The sequence below is a fragment of the Bacillus sp. CZDM1 genome, assembly GCF_055502545.1.
On sequence record NZ_JBUESO010000003.1, the window covers coordinates 304,805 to 325,827 of the forward strand.

At 37.8% G+C, this 21,023-nt stretch carries 18 protein-coding genes; all 18 read left to right on the forward strand.

The features are described 5' to 3' along the window. Nucleotides 1–80 precede the first annotated feature (80 nt). Nucleotides 81–1,604, forward strand: a complete 1,524-nt coding sequence (locus ACY3XC_RS09210) for an ABC transporter ATP-binding protein (protein WP_464868259.1) — start codon at nucleotides 81–83, stop codon at nucleotides 1,602–1,604. Beyond that, the gene (locus ACY3XC_RS09215) at nucleotides 1,601–2,680 is read left to right on the forward strand and encodes an ABC transporter permease (RefSeq protein ID WP_464868260.1); all 1,080 of its coding nucleotides are present in this window, start codon (nucleotides 1,601–1,603) and stop codon (nucleotides 2,678–2,680) included. Before ACY3XC_RS09210 ends, ACY3XC_RS09215 begins: the two co-directional genes overlap by 4 nt. Before the next feature lies 1 nt (nucleotide 2,681). Then, a complete protein-coding gene (locus ACY3XC_RS09220; RefSeq protein WP_464868261.1) occupies nucleotides 2,682–3,632 on the forward strand; it encodes an ABC transporter permease in 951 nt (316 codons plus the stop codon). A 195-nt stretch (nucleotides 3,633–3,827) separates the two neighbouring features. After that, nucleotides 3,828–5,108, forward strand: coding sequence for an EF-P 5-aminopentanol modification-associated protein YfmF (gene yfmF, locus ACY3XC_RS09225; RefSeq protein WP_464868262.1), 1,281 nt, complete (start codon nucleotides 3,828–3,830; stop codon nucleotides 5,106–5,108). Beyond that, nucleotides 5,108–6,397, forward strand: coding sequence for an EF-P 5-aminopentanol modification-associated protein YfmH (gene yfmH, locus ACY3XC_RS09230; RefSeq protein ID WP_464868263.1), 1,290 nt, complete (start codon nucleotides 5,108–5,110; stop codon nucleotides 6,395–6,397). Before yfmF ends, yfmH begins: the two co-directional genes overlap by 1 nt. A gap of 75 nt (nucleotides 6,398–6,472) precedes the next feature. Beyond that, nucleotides 6,473–7,195, forward strand: coding sequence for an elongation factor P 5-aminopentanone reductase (gene ymfI / locus ACY3XC_RS09235; RefSeq protein ID WP_464868264.1), 723 nt, complete (start codon nucleotides 6,473–6,475; stop codon nucleotides 7,193–7,195). 78 nt (nucleotides 7,196–7,273) lie between these two features. Continuing rightward, nucleotides 7,274–7,531, forward strand: a complete 258-nt coding sequence (locus tag ACY3XC_RS09240) for a DUF3243 domain-containing protein (protein ID WP_179161182.1) — start codon at nucleotides 7,274–7,276, stop codon at nucleotides 7,529–7,531. A 157-nt stretch (nucleotides 7,532–7,688) separates the two neighbouring features. Next, nucleotides 7,689–8,480 (forward strand): DUF3388 domain-containing protein, encoded by a 792-nt coding sequence (locus ACY3XC_RS09245; protein ID WP_179161181.1) that lies wholly within the window; start codon nucleotides 7,689–7,691, stop codon nucleotides 8,478–8,480. A 21-nt stretch (nucleotides 8,481–8,501) separates the two neighbouring features. After that, nucleotides 8,502–9,398 (forward strand): RodZ domain-containing protein, encoded by an 897-nt coding sequence (locus ACY3XC_RS09250; RefSeq protein WP_464868265.1) that lies wholly within the window; start codon nucleotides 8,502–8,504, stop codon nucleotides 9,396–9,398. Nucleotides 9,399–9,448: 50 nt separating this feature from the next. Beyond that, nucleotides 9,449–10,027, forward strand: coding sequence for a CDP-diacylglycerol--glycerol-3-phosphate 3-phosphatidyltransferase (gene pgsA, locus ACY3XC_RS09255; RefSeq protein WP_464868266.1), 579 nt, complete (start codon nucleotides 9,449–9,451; stop codon nucleotides 10,025–10,027). 18 nt (nucleotides 10,028–10,045) lie between these two features. Beyond that, a complete protein-coding gene (locus ACY3XC_RS09260) occupies nucleotides 10,046–11,299 on the forward strand; it encodes a competence/damage-inducible protein A (RefSeq protein ID WP_464868267.1) in 1,254 nt (417 codons plus the stop codon). Nucleotides 11,300–11,843: 544 nt separating this feature from the next. After that, nucleotides 11,844–12,887 (forward strand): recombinase RecA, encoded by a 1,044-nt coding sequence (recA, locus tag ACY3XC_RS09265; protein ID WP_464868268.1) that lies wholly within the window; start codon nucleotides 11,844–11,846, stop codon nucleotides 12,885–12,887. A gap of 316 nt (nucleotides 12,888–13,203) precedes the next feature. Then, nucleotides 13,204–14,763 carry a ribonuclease Y gene (gene rny, locus ACY3XC_RS09270; RefSeq protein WP_464868269.1) on the forward strand — a complete coding sequence of 520 codons (1,560 nt, stop codon included), beginning with the start codon at nucleotides 13,204–13,206 and terminating at the stop codon, nucleotides 14,761–14,763. A 108-nt stretch (nucleotides 14,764–14,871) separates the two neighbouring features. After that, nucleotides 14,872–15,669 (forward strand): TIGR00282 family metallophosphoesterase, encoded by a 798-nt coding sequence (locus tag ACY3XC_RS09275; protein ID WP_179161175.1) that lies wholly within the window; start codon nucleotides 14,872–14,874, stop codon nucleotides 15,667–15,669. A 296-nt stretch (nucleotides 15,670–15,965) separates the two neighbouring features. Continuing rightward, on the forward strand, nucleotides 15,966–16,226 hold the full coding sequence (gene spoVS, locus ACY3XC_RS09280) for a stage V sporulation protein SpoVS (protein WP_003181955.1): 261 nt from the start codon (nucleotides 15,966–15,968) through the stop codon (nucleotides 16,224–16,226). A 465-nt stretch (nucleotides 16,227–16,691) separates the two neighbouring features. After that, on the forward strand, nucleotides 16,692–18,428 hold the full coding sequence (locus ACY3XC_RS09285) for a 2-oxoacid:acceptor oxidoreductase subunit alpha (RefSeq protein ID WP_464868270.1): 1,737 nt from the start codon (nucleotides 16,692–16,694) through the stop codon (nucleotides 18,426–18,428). A 2-nt stretch (nucleotides 18,429–18,430) separates the two neighbouring features. Next, entirely contained in the window at nucleotides 18,431–19,297 is an 867-nt protein-coding gene (locus ACY3XC_RS09290; protein ID WP_464868271.1) for a 2-oxoacid:ferredoxin oxidoreductase subunit beta, read from the forward strand. A 181-nt stretch (nucleotides 19,298–19,478) separates the two neighbouring features. Continuing rightward, nucleotides 19,479–21,023, forward strand: coding sequence for a tRNA (N6-isopentenyl adenosine(37)-C2)-methylthiotransferase MiaB (gene miaB, locus ACY3XC_RS09295; protein ID WP_464868272.1), 1,545 nt, complete (start codon nucleotides 19,479–19,481; stop codon nucleotides 21,021–21,023).

Below are 21,023 nucleotides of genomic sequence, written 5' to 3' on the forward strand. Positions count from 1 at the left end.
TGAATGATTTTTTATGATGTGATAGGGGACTCCCTATTTTCAAAGTATCCCCGAGTCTAATTAAAAAGGTGAGTGCTACTATGAGTTATGTGGTTGAAATGCTGAATATTAGGAAAGAGTTCCCTGGTATTGTAGCAAATGATAATATTACCCTGACATTAAAAAAGGGGGAAATCCATGCCCTATTAGGTGAGAATGGTGCTGGGAAATCCACATTAATGGGTGTTCTGTTCGGTATGTATCAACCAGAAAAAGGGATCGTTAAAATTCGGGAGAAGGAAGTTAAAATTACTAATCCTAATGTAGCCAATCATCTTGGTATTGGTATGGTCCATCAACATTTTAAATTAGTAGAAAATTTTACGGTAACAGAAAATATTATACTAGGCAGTGAACCATTAAAAGGTATGGTCCTAGATATTGATAAGGCAGCAAAGAGAATTGCAGATTTATCAAAACATTATGGTTTAAATGTTGACCCACATGCAAAGATTGAAGATATTTCTGTAGGTATGCAGCAAAGAGTAGAAATAATGAAAATGCTTTATCGTGAAGCAGAGGTTCTTATTTTTGACGAACCAACTGCGGTATTAACCCCTCATGAAATAGAAGAATTAATGAAAATCATGCGTAACCTAATTAATGAAGGTAAATCTATCATTATTATTACACATAAATTAAAAGAGATTAAAGCGGTTGCAGACCGTTGTACGGTTATACGGCGTGGAAAAGGAATCGGAACAGTGAATGTAAAAGAAACAAGCACAGCACAGATGGCAGAAATGATGGTTGGCCGCGAAGTGAACTTTAAAGTGGATAAGAAAGCTAGTACACCTGGTGAGGTTGTACTTCAAATAGATTCTCTTTCTGTAAAAAATAACAGAAAAGTATTGGGACTGAAAAATTTTTCTGTTGAAGTTAAACGAGGAGAAATAGTCGGTATTGCCGGGGTCGAAGGGAATGGACAATCAGAAATCGTTGAAGCGATTACTGGACTTAGAAAAGTAGAATCTGGAAAAATTCTATTAAATGGTAAGGAAATTACAAATATTCCAATTCGTAAAAGAATCGAAAGTGGAATTGGCCATATCCCAGAAGATAGACATAGAAGAGGCCTTGTTCTTGATTATACACTAGAAAATAACATGGTTTTAGAGGTTTACAATAAACCACCTTTTGCAAAGGCTGGATTACTAAATGGTGCCGCAATTAAGAAATATGCTAAGAGTATTTTAGAAAAATTTGACGTTCGTTCTGGTGAAGGCGGTGCATCCATTGCAAGGACACTATCAGGAGGTAATCAGCAAAAGGCAATCATTGGCCGTGAAATGGAATTAGATCCTGATTTGCTCATTGCTGTACAACCTACACGTGGATTGGATGTCGGATCAATTGAATATATCCACAAAAGATTAATCGAGCATCGCGATAAAGGAAAGGCTGTCCTTCTGGTTTCTTTAGAGCTTGATGAAGTACTGCAGCTTTCAGACCGTATTGCCATCGTAAACAATGGAGAGTTAATCGGAACAGTTATTGCTTCTGAGACCAATGAGAATGAGGTAGGACTGATGATGGCAGGAGTGAGTAAGGAGAGAAGCGTATGAGAAACACCATAGTTTCATTAATTTCAATTATATTAGGACTAATAGCTGGAGGATTACTGATGCTCTTCATAGGGGCAAGTCCTATTGAAGGTTACACCTATTTATTCCAAGGTGCATTAAAAAATGTTTCACGTATTGGTGATACTCTTGCAACTGCAACACCACTTATTTTTACAGGACTTGCTGTTGCTTTTGCCTTCCGTACAGGTCTATTTAACATCGGTGCTCCAGGTCAAATGTTGATTGGCGGTCTTGCTGCCACTGCAGTAGCCTTAACATTTGATTTATCAAGACCGATTCTACTTATTGTAATGGTACTTGCCGGAATTATAGGTGGAGGATTATGGGCATTTATTCCTGGCCTCTTTAAAGCTAAATTTAATGTGCATGAAGTTGTTTCCACAATCATGATGAACTGGATTGCATACTGGACAGTTTATTATGTTGTTCCTGGTTATTTTAAAGGAGAATTCCTGGAAACTGAATCACGAAAACTGGCAGAGGATTCTACTTTGAGAACACCGTGGTTGACAGAAATGTTTCAGGGTTCGTATATAAATTTAGGATTATTCTTTGGCATTATTGCTGTAATCATCGTTGCGTTTATTATTAATAAAACAACACTTGGATTTGAACTAAAAGCTGTAGGGTTCAATAGACACGCAGCAGAATATGCAGGTATGAAAGTTAATAGAAATATTATTTTATCTATGTTAATTTCAGGTGCCCTTGCAGGTATAGGTGGAGTTGCACTGTACACTGGTAACGCATCAAGTATCCAAATTGGTATATTACCAACGCAGGGTTATGATGGCATTGCCGTAGCATTACTTGGGGCAAACTCACCTGTGGGCGTGTTCTTTGCAGCAATTCTTTTTGGTATTCTTTATTCAGGAACTGGCTTTATGAATGCGATGATCGAGATTCCACCAGAACTTGCTAATACCATTATTGCCATTATTATTTATTTTGCCGCTACCAGCGTACTGATTCACCGTGTATTAAATAAATTCCGCAAGACTACTGCAAATGCAAATGATGTAAATGGACCTGTTGGCAAGAAGGGAGAATCATAAAATGTGGACCATAATTGAACAAATATTCCCTTACGCGATTGTTTTTACCATTCCACTTCTTATAACAGCACTAGGCGGTCTTTTTAGTGAAAGAAGCGGTATCGTAAATATTGGTTTAGAAGGATTAATGATTTCAGGAGCATTTGCGGGTGCGATAACGGTTAACTTTTTGCAGGATACTATGCAAGGATCAACGGTACTATGGATTGGATTATTAGTAGCTGTGGTAGTAGGTGTTTTATTTTCCCTATTACATGCCTTTGCTAGTATTAATCTTAGTGCAGACCAAGTCATTAGTGGTACAGCCATTAACATGATTGCAATGGCTTTAACGGTATTCTTGGCTAGAAATATGACTGGAAGTGGTAATATTCGTATTACCAGCGGTTTCACACCATTTGATGTGCCAGTTTTATCTCAAATTCCTATCATTGGTGATTTATTATTTACAAAAACGTATGCGACAACTTGGTTTATTTTAATAGTCTTGCTTGTTAGTGCGTTTATTCTAAATAAAACGAAATTTGGCTTGCGTTTAAAGTCTTGTGGTGAGTTTCCACAGGCTGCTCAAGCAGCAGGTATTAATGTAGTAAGAATCCGTTATATCGGCGTTATGATTTCTGGTGCATTATCAGGATTAGGCGGAGCAATCATTATTTTAACCTACGCAGGTGAATTTACTGGATCCGTTTCAGGTCTTGGATTCTTAGCTCTTGCTTCCTTAATTTTTGGTCAATGGAGACCACTCGGGATCTTAGGGGCAACATTATTCTTCGGATTTGCCAGCACGATTGCTAACGTATCTCAAGTAATCCCTGAATTGGCTGTTATTCCGCCAATCATTCTAAAGATTTTCCCATATGTAGTAACGTTAATTGCATTAGTTATCTTCTCTAAATCTTCACAAGCACCTAAAGCAGCTGGAGAACCATTCGATCCAGGAAAACGATAAATATGGTGTTAAACAGGCTGGCTAATTAGTCAGCCTTTATTTTGTTTAGAAGCCAATGGTTTTAGCTTGTAAAAACCAAGCCTGGCAAATTATAGTAAGAATAAGGGTTTAATACAATGGAAAAGATGTAAAATAACCGGATGAATGCTTACATATATAATAAGAAGGATTTTGAAATCTAAAGGAGGTATTTAAATGGATTCAACTGCCGAAAAAATTACCGCTATGCAGGGATACAAACTCCATGTCATTGAAACCGATAAATATAAAACGAATACGTTTGTTTGGAAAATGAAAGCGCCGTTAACTAAGGAAGATGTAACAAAAAGAGCGCTGCTTCCTCAAGTTTTACAAAGCAGCTCCGCTAATTACCCGACAACTACTGCATTGCGCTCATATTTAGACGAATTATATGGAGCTACACTGTTTATTGATTTAGCGAAAAAAGGTGAATATCATATTATCAGTTTCACGCTTGAGATTGCAAATGAGAAATTCTTAAGTGATTCTACCCCATTATTGAAAAAAGGTTTCGAACTTCTATCTGAGGTATTAACGAAACCGAATGTTTCAGGTACTGCATTTGACCAAGATACAGTGAACAAAGAAAAGAGGTCTTTAAAGCAGCGAATTCAATCGGTATATGATGATAAAATGCGCTATTCGAATGTTCGTCTGCTGCAAGAAATGTGTAAAGGGGAGCCATACGCTCTTCAAGTAAATGGTGAAGCAGAGGATGTAGAAGCAATAACTCCTGAAAATTTATATGACTATTATAAAAAGGCTTTTTCAGAAGATGAAATGGATCTTTATGTGATTGGAGATGTTAAGGAAGAAGAGGTGAAAACCTTTGCCAATGATTTGCTGAATTTTGAAGAACGCACTCCTAAGAAACTTGAGTTAAAAGGGGTACAGAAAAAGGAAAAGGTAAATGAAATTAAAGAAGAGCAGGATGTAAAACAAGGGAAATTAAATATTGGTTATCGTACGAATGTTGTCTACGGGGATTCCGATTACTTTGCTCTTCAATTGTTTAATGGAATCTTTGGAGGTTTCTCACACTCAAAGTTGTTCATCAATGTCCGTGAAAAGGCAAGCTTAGCTTACTATGTCTCAAGCAGGCTTGAAAGCCATAAGGGATTAATGATGGTAATGTCAGGGATAGACCTTAAGAACTTTGACCAGGCAGTGGGAATTATTCGCGATCAATTGGAAGCAATGAAAAAAGGCGACTTTTCAGATCAAGAATTAGTTCAAACAAAAGCTGTCATTCGAAATCAGATACTCGAAACCATTGATACCTCAAGAGGATTAACAGAGATCCTTTACCATAATGTTGTTGCAGGCAAGGATATAAAACTTGAGCAGTGGATTACCGATATGGAGAAAACGACAAAGGAAGAAATTGTCGCTGTCGCTGCTAAAATTGAACTTGATACCATCTATTTCTTAACTGGAAGTGAGGCGGTAAAATAATGGAGAAAATAAATTTTGACCAGCTCCAAGAAGAACTTTACCATGAAAAGTTATCCAATGGCTTAAATGTCTATATATTACCTAAAAAAGGCTTTAATAAGACCTTTGCTACTTTTACCACAAAGTATGGATCAATAGATAATCATTTTGTACCGTTAGGTCAAGAGGAATATATGAAAGTTCCAGATGGTATTGCTCATTTTCTTGAGCATAAGCTTTTTGAAAAGGAAGACGGAGATGTATTTCAACAATTTAGCAAGCAGGGGGCCTCAGCTAATGCCTTTACCTCTTTTACCCGTACTGCTTACTTGTTCTCCAGCACTTCAGATGTAGAAAAAAACCTGGAAACGTTAGTTGATTTTGTACAGGAACCATACTTTTCGGAAAAAACAGTTGAAAAGGAAAAAGGGATTATTGGTCAAGAAATCACTATGTATGATGATAATCCTGATTGGCGCCTGTATTTCGGATTGATTCAAAATTTGTATCAAAACCATCCTGTAAAGATTGATATTGCCGGAACAATAGAATCAATTTCACATATTACAAAGGATTTGCTTTATGAATGCTACAATACCTTCTATCATCCGAGTAACATGTTATTGTTTATTGTTGGACCAGTCGATCCGAATAAATTTATGGAGCAAGTTAGAGAAAACCAAATGAAAAAGGATTACAAAGAGATGCCAGAGATTCAGCGTAAATTTGAAGATGAGCCACTTCAGACAGCTGAACAAAAACAGGTGCTTGAAATGAATGTGCAAACCTCTAAATGCTTAATTGGGATGAAAGCACTTCATGTGGACCAAACGGGATCTGAATTGTTGAAGAATGAATTAACTATGAATGTACTCTTGGATTTGTTGTTTGGTAAAAGCTCAGAAAATTATAACCAACTTTATAATGAAGGTTTGATTGATGAAACTTTTTCCTATGATTATACACAGGAACAGGGGTTTGGCTTTGCGATGATTGGCGGAGATACAGAAAATCCTGATAAACTTACTGAACAGCTTAAAAATATGCTTTTTCATGCGAAAAATGCTAGCTCATTTTCAGAAGAGCAATTGGAAAGAGCAAAAAAGAAGAAAATTGGATCATTTTTACGTGCTGTAAATTCTCCAGAGTATATAGCAAATCAATTCACAAGATATGCTTTTAATGACATGAACTTATTTGATGTCGTTCCTACTTTAGAGAAAATCACCTTAGATGATGTGAAAAGATTAGCTTCTGAAGTTATTTCAGAAGAGCGTTTCTCCGTTTGCCAAGTAATCCCTAAAAAATAAGAGGTAAGCGTCGCTAGCCGGCGCTTTTCTTTTCGATTAAAATGAAGATTAGTTAATATAGAAAGAGTGAATTTCGTGGGAAAATATGCACTAATTACGGGAGCAAGCGGCGGAATAGGACAAGCAGTGGCGCTTAAATTAGCTTCTCTAGGTTATAATTTGTATTTACACTTTAATAAAAATGAAAAGTCAATAATGGAATTAATTGAAAAAATTAAACCTTTTGGTGTTGAGTATATACCCATTCAGGCTGAATTAGAGGAATCAGAAGGCTATAAAAAGATTTGTTCCCAAATTTTCTCTCTAGATGCCATTATTCATTGCAGCGGCAATAGCCATTATGGTCTCCTCGTCGACTTAAAACATGAAGAGGCAGAATCCTTAATGAGGGTTCATGTCATGAATCCAATAATGATTACAAAAGACCTGCTGCCAAAACTAATTAAAAAACGGTCAGGAAATATAATCTTTATATCCTCTATATGGGGTCAAACGGGTGCTGCATGTGAAGTAGCCTATTCGACAGCAAAAGGGGCACAAATTTCATTTGTTAAAGCATTAAGCAAAGAGGTTGCATTGAGCGGGGTGCGTGTAAATGCCATTGCACCTGGTGCCGTTGAAACTGCGATGATGGGTAGATTCTCAGAAGAGGATATTCAATTACTTCAATACGATATCCCAATGGGCAGGCTGGGTGTTCCAGAGGAAATAGCAAATGGTGTGAAATTCTTACTTTCAAATGAATCATCGTATATCACAGGACAAGTTCTATCGATTAATGGCGGATGGTATACATAAATTATACATTTATTCCGTGAATAAATTCCCCCCTTTCATAGCAAAATAACAATGTACAACTATAAAGGAGGGTTTATTATGTCTGTTTTAGATAACTGGAAACAATGGGAAGACTTTCTTGCTGACCGACTTCATCAAGCACAAAATGAAGGAATGAGCGAAGGTGCTATAAGTGCTCTTGCATTACAAATTGGTGATTATTTATCAGAGCAGGTAGAACCGAAAAATGAGCAAGAAAGAATCTTGTCTGATTTATGGTCTGTTGCAGATAAGGAAGAGCAGCAAGCAATCGCCAACATTATGGTGAAATTAGTACAAAATAATGGAAGTCGCTAGGAGAGAGGTTTTAACCTCTCTTTTTTTGCATTTAAGAAACAAAATATATTAAATAAGCATTGAGCTTGTTTTTGCTTTCATCTTCATTCAAAATCATATATTATTATGGATAGATAAGGAATTGAAAAATTTGTCGTTTTAGTTTAGGAGGTTTTTTATGGAGAAGAAAGAGTGGTATTTGGAATATGAGATTCAAAAAAACCGTCCTGGTTTGCTGGGCGACATTTCATCTTTACTAGGAATGCTGTCAATCAATATTGTAACGATTAATGGAGTAGATGAAGGGCGGCGCGGCTTATTAATCTTAGCAAAAGATGATAATCAAATTAAACGGTTAGAGTCAATTTTAAATACAATGGACACAATAAAAGTAATTAAGATTAGAGAACCAAAGCTTCGTGATCGGCTGGCAGTCAGACATGGACGGTACATACAACGTGACGCAGATGATAAAAAAACATTCCGATTTGTTCGCAGTGAACTAGGGGTACTAGTTGATTTTATGGCAGAATTGTTTAAGCAGGATGGACACAAACTGATTGGTATTCGCGGGATGCCTAGGGTAGGTAAAACAGAGTCTGTGGTTGCTGCAAGTGTATGCGCGAATAAACGGTGGTTATTTGTTTCTTCGACTCTTTTAAAACAAACCATACGTAATCAGCTAATTCAAGATGAATACAACGAAAATAATTTGTTCATTCTTGATGGGATTGTTTCAACAAAACGTGCAAGTGAACGGCATTGGCAGCTTGTACGCGAAATCATGCGGTTACCTGCGGTTAAAGTGGTCGAACATCCTGATATCTTTGTGCAGAATTCTGAGTATACGCTAGATGATTTTGATTATATTATCGAATTACGGAACGAGGCAGACGAAGAAATTACATATGATATTGTCGACCAAAATAACTTATTCTCTGGCTCTGATTTTGGGGATTTTGGATTTTAAATAATTGGAAGGTGTTAATAGGTGACTGAATTAGGTAATCGACTAAAAGAAGCGCGATTAGCCAAAGGATTAAGCTTAGAGGATTTACAGTCTCTCACAAAAATTCAAAAGCGGTATTTAATAGGTATTGAAGAAGGAAATTATTCTAGCATGCCAGGAAATTTTTATGTTCGTGCCTTTGTAAAACAATACGCTGAGGCTCTTCAGCTTAATCCGGAAGAAATTTTTGAAACGTATAAGAATGAAATACCAGCAACTCATCATGATGATTTACCTGAACAATTGTCTAGAGTTAAAACACGCAGGACGGTATCAGAAGGATCCTCAAAAATTTTTGATATTATCCCAAAAGTCTTAATTGGAGTTTTTATTATTGGTGCCGCGGGGGTATTGTATTATTTCGTTGTAAATAACGTCGGAGACAAGGCGAATGATTTGATTAACAATGAAAATGAACCTGTAAAGTTTGTCCGCTCTGACAATCTTGAAAAGGCGGAGGACGCTGAAAAAGACAAGCCAAAGGAAGAAGAAAAAACTGATGAAAAAGAGACAGTGGAGGAAACTCCTGTTGTAGAAGCACCGAAACAGGAATTAACACCCGTTCAAAACAGCGGAAAAAACTCTACCTATGATTTGAAAAATGCTGATAAATTTGTAGTGAAACTGGTTTCAACTGGGGAAACATGGGTAAGTGTTAGTAATAGCAGTGGTCAATCCAAGTTCCAGGGGTTATTATCAACCACGGGTACACAAAGTACGGAAGTAGATCTGACTGGCGAAACCAAAGCAGTAATTGTTGTTGGTCGAACGCTCGATACAGAAATTTACGTAAATGACCAGAAGCTTGAGTATGCAATCGCACCTGCTGATGTGGTTCGTCAGAACATTACGATTCAATTTGTTCCGAAGAACGAATAGTCATCTAGTGATGACTATTTTTCGTTCTAATATTATTTGGAGGCAAAACAATGAATGTACCAAATCAAATAACGATATCAAGAATACTTTTAATTCCAATTTTCTTGATCATTATGCTTGCCCCCTTTGAGTGGGGAAATATGCATCTACTGGGAGCTGACCTTCCGGTAACCCATTTTGTTGGAGCATTAATTTTTATTTTTGCTTCTGCTACAGATTGGGTAGACGGCTATTACGCTCGAAAATATAATCTTGTTACCAATATGGGGAAATTCCTCGATCCGCTTGCCGATAAATTACTTGTCTCTGCTGCGCTAGTGGTCCTTGTTGATCTTGGATATGCAGCTTCTTGGATTGTAATTGCCATCATAAGCAGGGAATTTGCTGTTACAGGTCTTCGTCTTTTGCTAGTTGAGGGTGGAGAAGTGGTAGCTGCCAATAACCTCGGAAAAATCAAAACCTGGGCACAAATCATCGCAATTTCAGCACTTTTATTACATAATATTATTTTTGAAATGATTGGATTTCCATTTGATGACGTAGCATTATGGGTTGCATTGATTTTTACTGTCTGGTCTGGATGGGATTATTTTTCAAAGAATATGCATGTTTTCAAAAATTCTAAATAGAACTTGGGGTAATGGGTGATGAATGCAGAAATTATTGCTGTTGGTTCTGAATTACTGCTGGGTCAAATCGTTAATAGTAATGCACGATTTTTATCGCAACAACTTGCGGGACTTGGCATTAATGTTTTTTTTCATACAGTGGTTGGTGATAATCCCGACCGATTAAGATCTGCGATTGAGATCGCAGAAAAACGCTCAAATTTAATCATTTTTACTGGCGGGCTTGGACCGACTAAAGATGATTTGACAAAGGAAACCATTGCTCGACATTTAGGGAAAGAACTCGTAATGGATCCTGAGGCATTAGAATCTATTGAACTCTATTTTAAAAAGTCAAATAGGGTAATGACAGAAAATAATAAGAAGCAGGCACTGGTTTTGGAAGGTTCAACTATACTGCCAAACCATCATGGGATGGCACCTGGTATGATGGCAGAGATAGGTGATTGTATTTATATGCTGTTTCCTGGACCTCCGAAAGAAATGGAGCCAATGTTTTTACAATTTGGTACAGCCGCTCTATCAAAACAAGTAAAAACGGATGAGAAAATAGTTTCTAGAGTATTAAGGTTCTTTGGTATCGGAGAGGCTGCGTTAGAAACTGAAATCATTGATTTAATAGAACAGCAAACCAATCCAACGATTGCCCCGCTTGCCGCAGAAGGGGAATGTACCTTACGGCTTACTGCGAAGCACCAAGACTTGCAAACTGCAGAGTTAATGCTTGATGAAGCTGAGGGGAAAATTAACGCTCGTGTAGGAATGTACTTATATGGGTATGACAATACTTCTTTAGTTGCTGAACTAATGAAAGTTTTAAAGGATAAAAAATTAACCATCACAGCTGCTGAGAGCTTAACAGGAGGATTGTTTCAACAGGAACTAACTAGTTTTCCAGGTGTTAGTTCAGTCCTTAAGGGCGGAGTTGTTTGTTACACGAATGAAGTTAAGGAGAAAGTCTTAGGAGTTAAAAAAGAAACAATTGAAAAATTTGGTGTAGTAAGTCCAGAATGTGCTAAAGAGCTGGCTGAAAATGCTGCGGCCTTAGTATCTGCTGATATTGGCGTAAGTTTCACTGGTGTTGCTGGGCCGGATGAGCTTGAGGGTAAACCTGTCGGAACCGTCTACATTGGTATTACGATAAAAGGGAAACAAACAGTGGTTGAAAAACTCGAACTTGGCGGTACAAGGGAAGCAAACCGAAGCCGTTCGGTAAAATATGGCTGCTATTACTTAATAAAGCAATTGCAAGAATCACAGAAAGCTAACTAAGCTATCTGTGATTTTTTTATCCTAAGGCTGTGTTATGATTCATTGTTGATTTTCGTGTAGGGTTGATCATTCATAGGCGGAGAATTTCCGTCTATTGTAGATAAAGGAACCTTAAGAAGCCGATATAAGCGGAAATATTCCGGTTAACTGCTTTAAATAAGACAAAATCCAATGATTTGGATACCATAAGCGGAAAACCTCCGCTTATTATGAAGGTAAAAATGGGTATTTCCCAATTTAAACGAAAATTCTCCGCTTATTTTCCAAACACAGTAAAATCAACATTCAGCTTTAACACAGCCTATCCTAAAGAAATGTCTGAATATAGAAGAAAGAGGAGAAATGGATGGAAAAGTTAATCGAAAAGATATAATTTGCCGAGAGAATTACCTATTATTACATGACTATAAGCTTCAAATAAATCGAATGAATGTTCGTTTTTTTGCTGTACAAAAGTCTAAAAAGAGGTTATATTATTAATAGGATTTAAATTATAGATTTTGGCTATTAACTTTTTGGTTTATATATAAGGGAGGAACTAGTAGTGACTGATCGTAAAGCGGCCTTAGAAATGGCGCTAAAACAGATTGAAAAGCAATTCGGTAAAGGCTCCATTATGAAAATGGGAGAAAAAACAGATACAAGAATTTTAACAAGCCCTAGTGGCTCATTAGCCCTGGATTCAGCACTTGGAGTTGGCGGATACCCTAGAGGAAGAATTATCGAAATTTACGGTCCAGAAAGCTCAGGTAAAACAACTGTAGCCTTACATGCCATTGCAGAAGTACAAGCCGCTGGCGGACAAGCAGCGTTTATTGACGCTGAGCATGCTCTGGATCCAGCATATGCGCAAAAACTAGGAGTAAACATCGATGAGTTATTGTTATCCCAGCCAGATACTGGGGAGCAAGCGCTAGAAATCGCAGAGGCACTTGTACGAAGCGGTGCAATTGATATTCTAGTAGTCGATTCTGTTGCTGCATTAGTTCCAAAAGCAGAAATTGAAGGAGAAATGGGAGATTCTCATATGGGTCTTCAAGCCCGCTTGATGTCTCAAGCACTCCGGAAACTTTCTGGTGTCATTAACAAATCGAAGACAATCGCAATCTTTATCAACCAGGTTCGTGAAAAGATTGGTGTCATGTTTGGAAATCCTGAGACGACTCCTGGTGGTCGTGCGTTGAAATTCTACTCTACGATTCGTGTTGAAGTGCGTCGTGGAGAAGCACTAAAGCAAGGTACTGATATCGTTGGAAACAAAACAAAAATCAAGGTTGTAAAGAATAAAGTTGCCCCTCCATTCCGTACAGCTGAAGTGGATATTATGTATGGTGAAGGAATTTCTAAAGAGGGCGAAATCATAGATATTGGCTCTGAACTAGATATCGTTCAAAAGAGCGGTTCTTGGTACTCATACAATGAGGAAAGAATCGGTCAAGGCCGCGAAAATGCAAAGACTTTCTTACGAGAAAATCCAAGCATTCGTCTTGAAATTCAGCAAAAAATCCGTGCGCACTACGGATTAGATGGTGAAAAGATGGTCACTGAAGCCGATGATGATGATGAGCAGTTTGAATTAATAGATTAACAAAAAGAGCAAAGCCTGATTAGGTTTTGCTCTTTTTAACAAAATGCATATTTATTAATCTGCATGTATATTTATTCGTATAATATTTATCTAAATATTGTTAAACTATGAACAAAGTCTAAATATTTCAAAAAGCTGTCAGGAGTTACCCTTGACAATGAATATACACACATTTACAATTAACATGTATATTTTACATTTTTGTTAATATTACAATGAAAAGCCTGGTGCTTGCTGTATGTTGAACCTAACCAATATACATGCCGACACTTAAAAAAGTGTAACAAAAAAGTTCATAGCAAGAGGAGGTGTAACGATGGACACTATTACTATCATCTCCATTTTGCTTGGCATTATCGTCGGTGCCGTTGTTGGCTATTTTGTTCGTAAATCCATTGCTGAGGCAAAAATAGCAGGTGCAAAGAATGCTGCAGAGCAGATTCTTGAAGATGCAAAGCGTGACGCTGATTCATTGAAGAAAGAAGCTTTGCTTGAGGCAAAGGATGAAATTCACAAGCTTCGTACAGAAGCCGAACGTGAGGTTCGTGAACGAAGAAATGAACTGCAAAAACAAGAAAACCGTTTACTGCAAAGAGAAGAGAATTTAGATCGAAAGGATGAATCGTTAAATAAACGAGAAATTCAATTAGAAAAGAAGGATGATTCTCTAAACCAAAGACAACAGCATATTGAACAGATGGAAAGCAAAGTGGACGAGTTGGTACGAAAACAACAATCTGAACTTGAACGTATTTCGAGTTTAACTCGTGAGGAAGCGAAGAACATCATTATCGATAAAATGGAGCAGGAATTAACCTATGACACTGCGATAATGATTAAGGAAAGTGAAAACCGCGCGAAAGAGGAAGCAGATAAGAAAGCGAAAGAAATTCTATCGCTAGCAATCCAGCGTTGCGCTGCTGACCATGTAGCGGAAACGACTGTATCTGTAGTCAACCTTCCAAATGATGAAATGAAGGGTCGTATTATTGGCCGTGAAGGAAGAAATATCCGTACTCTAGAAACACTTACGGGAATTGATTTGATTATCGATGATACGCCAGAGGCAGTAATTCTATCAGGATTCGACCCAATCCGCCGTGAAACGGCTCGATTGGCGCTTGAAAAGTTAGTTCAAGATGGACGTATCCATCCTGCGCGTATTGAGGAAATGGTAGAAAAATCACGTCGTGAAGTGGATGAGTATATTCGTGAAGTGGGTGAACAAACGACCTTTGAAGTCGGAGTTCATGGATTACATCCGGATCTTATTAAAATCCTTGGACGCTTAAAGTTCCGTACAAGTTATGGACAGAATGTCCTAAAGCACTCAATGGAGGTTGCTCAGCTATCAGGCTTACTTGCAGCTGAACTTGGTGAGGATGAAACGCTGGCACGTCGTGCAGGGCTATTGCATGATATCGGAAAAGCAATTGACCATGAAGTGGAAGGAAGCCATGTTGAAATTGGGGTTGAACTTGCAACTAAATACAAGGAACACCCAGTGGTTATCAACAGTATAGCCTCACACCATGGTGATACGGAACCAACATCAACCATATCCGTTCTAGTGGCTGCTGCAGATGCATTATCAGCTGCAAGACCTGGAGCACGTAGTGAAACGCTAGAAAACTATATCCGCCGCTTAGAAAAGCTGGAAGAGATTTCCGAGTCCTATGATGGTGTTGAGAAATCCTTCGCCATTCAAGCTGGCCGAGAAGTGCGGATTATTGTAAGACCTGATGCAGTTGATGATTTAGCTGCACATCGTTTGGCTCGAGATATTCGGAAACGAATCGAAGAAGAGCTAGATTATCCAGGACATATAAAAGTGACAGTCATCCGTGAAACACGGGCTGTGGAATACGCAAAATAAAGCGGTGCTTATGCACTGCTTTATTTTTTTGCTAGGTGTCTAACGGTTAAATAAAATAAAAGTGTGATACAATTTATAGTAAATAAATGCATCACGAAAGGATTACAAATGAACTTATTATTTATTGGAGATGTTGTAGGCTCACCGGGCCGAGATATGGTGAAAGAGTATGTGCCAAAAATTAAAGAAAAATATAGACCTAATTTTACGATAATTAATGGTGAAAATGCTGCAGGAGGCAGAGGGATTACAGAAAAGATTTATCGGGAGTTTTTGGGTTCCGGTGCACAGGCTGTAACGCTCGGAAACCACTCGTGGGATAACAAGGAGATTTTTGAATTCATCGAATCGGCAAAGAATATGGTACGGCCGGCAAATTTCCCTGAAGGTACCCCTGGTAAAGGATTAGTATTTTTTAAGGTAAATGACGTAGAAGTAGCAGTTATCAATTTACAAGGGCGCACTTTTATGCCGCCTCTAGATTGTCCTTTTAAAAAGGCGGATGAATTAGTGGAAATAGCACAAGAGAGAACACCATTTATCTTTGTGGATTTCCATGCAGAAGCAACAAGCGAAAAGCAGGCAATGGGCTGGTACTTAGATGGAAGAGTTTCAGCTGTTGTAGGCACACATACACATGTTCAAACCGCTGATAGCCGTATCCTGCCAGGCGGCACAGGCTATTTAACGGATGTAGGGATGACAGGTCCATATGATGGAATTCTTGGTATGGAAAGGGAAGCGGTCATTACCAAATTCCTTACAAGCCTGCCAGTAAGATTTGAAGTTCCTAAAGCGGGTAGAACCCAGCTTAGTGGAGTCTACATGGAACTTGACAGAAAAACTGGCAAGAGCAAAAAAATGGAAAGAATTTTAATAAATGAAGATAATCCTTGGTATTCTTAACCTTCCAATTGTGGAAGGTTATTTCTTTGTCTAGCTTCAGCGCCTAGGGGCTCGGGGTCATAAGCCAATCCGTCAAGAAGGTAAAGACCAACCTTCTCGCCGGCTCGTCTTATGCCTGTCGCCCCTGTACAAGGCGCTTCCGCTTTTCAAATTTCACTGATAAATATGCACTTTTTTTGTCCAAGCCGGAATATGTCTTTTGCAGAATGAATATAGTAGCAGTGGAATCTTATATACCTGATTTGCTCATGAAACTGCTCATGCCAGGATCGGGATTATACAAGGGGGAGCTAGGAATGGAAATATTAAAAGTTTCAGCAAAATCTAATCCTAATTCTGTAGCTGGTGCACTTGCTGGAGTTCTGCGTGAAAGAGGTGCAGCAGAAATACAGGCGATTGGTGCAGGTGCATTGAATCAAGCTGTTAAGGCAGTAGCGATTGCAAGAGGATTTGTAGCACCTAGCGGAGTTGATTTGATTTGCATCCCTGCGTTCACTGATATTCAGATTGATGGTGAAGAACGCACGGCTATAAAGCTGATTGTTGAACCAAGATGAAAGAGATAGAATCAATGATGTGAAAGAGAAGAATAAAACAATCTTTTACCTGCTTAAATTATAAGCAGGTATTTTTATATACAAAATTTAAGAAAAATGTTATTCTAGTATAAATGAAAACGCTTTCTGAGTTTAAGTGTTGAAATAATATATTTTGTTAGATTTATTAATAAATCGCATAGCAACAACGTTTTACATCAATTTTACATGGGGTTATGCGGATTTAATAAATGTCAATTTTTAAAATATAAAAAAATATTCATATTTTAGACAATATTTCGTCTGAAAGGGTTGCAATTTTTGGTTTAGAGGTCTAGAATTGTAAGCGTTTAGTACATCTCCTAGTTTCAATTGAGTTAGCCTTTAAAGCTTTAAAGGCTAAAATCTAGTGAATTACTCGGAATTGTGCTACACTATTAGAGATTTATAAAATATACTTTTTACATATCCAAAGGGGTGTAAGTCATGATCAATCAACTTTCGTGGAAAGTTGGCGGACAACAAGGGGAAGGTATTGAAAGTACTGGGGAAATATTTGCTATTGCATTGAATCGCCTCGGCTATTACTTGTATGGTTATCGTCACTTTTCATCTCGTATTAAAGGCGGTCATACAAACAACAAAATTAGAGTAAGTACGACAGAAGTTCGTTCAATCTCTGATGATCTTGATGTTCTTGTCGCATTTGACCAAGAAACGGTCGATTTAAATTACAAAGAGTTACACAGCAAAGGTGTAATACTTGCGGATGCAAAATTCACGCCGAAGAAACCAGAAGATACACAAGCAGCATTGTATGCGGTTCCATTTACAGAAATCGCTACTGAATTAGGAACATCCCTAATGAAAAACATGGTAGCCATTGGTGCTACATCAGCTGTCTTGAATCTTGATATTCATGTTTTTGAAGAAGTAGTCCAAGAGATTTTTGGTAAAAAAGGTGCTCAAGTAGTTGCGAAAAACATGGATGCCATTAAAGCTGGATATGATTATATGAAAAAACAGCTTGTAGATGGCGTTGAAATAATGGAACTTGAAAAAGCTGACGGCAAGAAGCGCATGTTCATGATTGGAAATGACGCTATTGCATTGGGAGCAGTTGCGGCTGGATGTCGTTTTATGGCTGCATACCCAATAACACCAGCTTCTGAAATAATGGAATATTTAATTAAAAAGCTTCCTGCTCTTGGTGGTACGGTTATTCAAACGGAAGATGAAATTGCTGCTTGTACAATGGCTATTGGTGCTAACTATGCTGGTGTTCGTACAATTACGGCATCTGCTGGTCCAGGACTATCATTGAAAATGGAAGCAATTGGTCTTTCAGGTATAACTGAGACTCCGCTTGTTGTTGTTGATACTCAACGTGGCGGTCCATCTACAGGATTACCAACAAAGCAAGAACAGTCAGATTTAATGGCTATGATCTATGGAACACATGGAGAAATCCCTAAAATCGTTATGGCGCCAAGTACTGTAGAAGAGGCTTTCTATGATACAACTGAGGCATTTAACCTTGCTGAAGAATATCAATGTCCTGTAATTGTTCTTACTGACCTTCAATTATCTTTAGGTAAGCAGACAGTTGAACCTTTAAGTATGGATAAAGTGGAAATCAGACGCGGAAAGCTTGTAACCGATGAAATTCCTGAGAATGAAAATAAAGCTTATTTCAAACGTTATGAAGTGACGAGTGATGGTGTTTCACCACGTGTTATTCCTGGTATGAAAAATGGTATTCACCATGTAACTGGTGTTGAACATGATGAAACAGGAAAACCTTCTGAATCGGCAGTAAATAGGAACGCTCAAATGGACAAGCGATTCCGTAAAATTGAAAATATTCGTTTCAATACACCAGTGTATAAAAACACTAAGCATGAAGATGCTGACGTTTTACTAGTTGGTTTTAATTCAACTAGAGGTGTAATTGAGGAAGCTATGGTTCGTTTAGAAAATGAAGGAATGAAAGTAAATCACGCTCATATTCGTTTGATTCACCCATTCCCAACGGATGAAGTATTACCGCTTGTTCGTTCTGCAAAGAAAGTAGTGGTTGTTGAAAACAATGCTACTGGTCAATTGGCTAACATTATGAAAATGAATGTTGGGCATGCTGAAAAGATTATTAAACATTTAAAATATGATGGAAATCCATTCCTGCCTCACGAAGTATATACAAAATGTAAGGAGTTGTTCTAAACATGGCCACTTTTAAAGAATTTAGAAATAATGTAAAACCGAACTGGTGCCCTGGCTGTGGCGACTTCTCTGTACAAGCGGCAATGCAACGTGCAGCAGCAAATGTAGGGCTAGAGCCTGAAAACTTAGCTGTTATTTCTGGAATCGGATGTTCTGGTCGTATCTCTGGTTATATTAATTCATATGGCTTCCATGGTATTCATGGCCGTTCATTACCAATCGCTCAAGGTGTAAAAATGGCAAACCGTGATTTAACGGTTATCGCTTCTGGCGGTGACGGTGATGGTTTTGCTATCGGTATGGGACACACCATTCATGCGATCCGTCGTAATGTAGATATCACTTACATTGTTATGGATAACCAAATCTATGGTTTAACAAAAGGACAAACGTCTCCACGTTCTGCTACCGGCTTTAAAACGAAATCATCGCCGCTAGGTTCGATTGAACAACCGATTTCACCAATGGAGATGGCTTTAACTGCAGGGGCAACATTTGTTGCACAAAGTTTCTCTACGGATCTTAAAGATCTAACTGCATTAATTGAAGCAGGCATTAAGCATAAAGGGTTCTCTTTAATTAACGTTTACAGTCCTTGTGTAACCTATAATAAGGTCAACACTTATGATTGGTTTAAAGAAAATCTTACGAAGTTAAGTGATATTGAAGGATATGATCCTTCAAATCGTGAAAACGCTATGCAGACATTGATGAAGCATAATGGTTTAGTTACTGGTTTGATTTATCAAAACACAGAACGTAAATCCTACCAGGAATTGATTAATAATTACTCCGAAACTCCATTAGCAAAAGCAGATCTTAACCTTGATCAAGGATACTTTGATAAATTAGTTAATGAATTTATGTAAAGTTAAAAGAAAGTCCCGTAGTAGATTACTACGGGATTTTCTATTGTTTTCAAGCCTATTAACCTTTATACTATAATAATGTGCAGAGGTATATTAGGCAGAATCCTAATACACTAGTACAGGGAAAAAATTACCTATTCATAGACAAATTTGAATCCGATTGAAAGGAGATTTATTATTCATGAATGAAAAACAACGTATAGATGCTCAACAAATCGAAGCTGCTAATTCTTCGGACAAAAAATCCGCCAAGGATTACAGTAAGTATTTTGAGCAAGTAATTACTGCACCTTCTTTAAAAGACGCTAAAAAGCGTGGTAAAGAAGAAGTGAAGTATCATAACGATTTCTCTATTCCAGAAGAATTTCGCGGTATGGGAGAAGGTCGTAAGTTTTATATCCGTACCTATGGCTGTCAAATGAATGAACATGATACGGAAGTAATGGCAGGGATCTTTTTGGCTCTTGGATATGAGCCTACAGATTCAACAGAGGATGCCAATGTTATTCTTTTAAATACCTGCGCAATTCGTGAAAATGCAGAAAACAAAGTGTTCGGTGAACTAGGGCATTTAAAGCATTTAAAGTTAGAAAAGCCAGATTTACTATTGGGTGTTTGTGGATGTATGTCACAGGAAGAATCCGTAGTTAATAAGATTCTAAAAACATATAACCAAGTTGATATGATTTTCGGTACACACAATATTCATCGTCTGCCAAATATCTTACATGAAGCATACATGTCCAAAGAAATGGTAGTAGAGGTTTGGTCAAAAGAAGGTGATGTTATCGAAAACCTTCCAAAAGTAAGACGCGGAAATATTAAGGCGTGGGTTAACATTATGTACGGCTGTGACAAATTTTGTACCTATTGTATTGTTCCATTTACACGTGGTAAAGAGCGAAGCCGTCGTCCTGATGAGATTATCCAAGAAGTTCGCCATTTAGCCGCACAAGGCTATCAGGAGGTTACACTTCTGGGCCAAAATGTTAATGCGTATGGGAAAGATTTAGAGGGTGTGAACTATGGTCTAGGTGAACTTATGGATGAATTACGGAAGATAGATATTCCGCGTATTCGTTTTATGACAAGTCATCCACGTGATTTTGATGACCATTTGATTGAAGTTCTTGCAAAAGGCGGCAATTTAATGGATCATATCCACCTTCCTGTTCAATCTGGGTCCACTGATGTATTAAAAATTATGGCTCGTAAATATACGAGAGAACAATATCTAGAACTGGTACGCAAGATTAAAGCAGCGATTCCCAATGTTTCCTTAACCACTGATATTATTGTTGGTTATCCAAATGAAACGGATGAACAATTTGAAGAAACAATGTCTTTATATCGTGAAGTGGGCTACGAACTAGCGTATACGTTCATATATTCACCTCGTGAGGGTACCCCTGCTGCAAAAATGCAGGATAATGTCCCAATGGAGGTAAAGAAGGAACGTTTACAGCGTTTAAATGCTTTAGTTAATGAAATGTCTGCTGAGGAAATGAAGAAATATAAAGGCCAAATCGTCGAAGTTCTTGTCGAAGGGGAAAGCAAGAATAATCCTGAAGTACTTGCAGGATACACTTCTAAAAGCAAGCTTGTTAATTTTGCTGCACCTAAATCAGCAATTGGTAAAATTGTTAAAGTGAGAATTACAGATGCAAAAACATGGTCATTAAACGGAGAAATGGTGGAAGAATTAGAACCAGTAGAGGTGAAATAA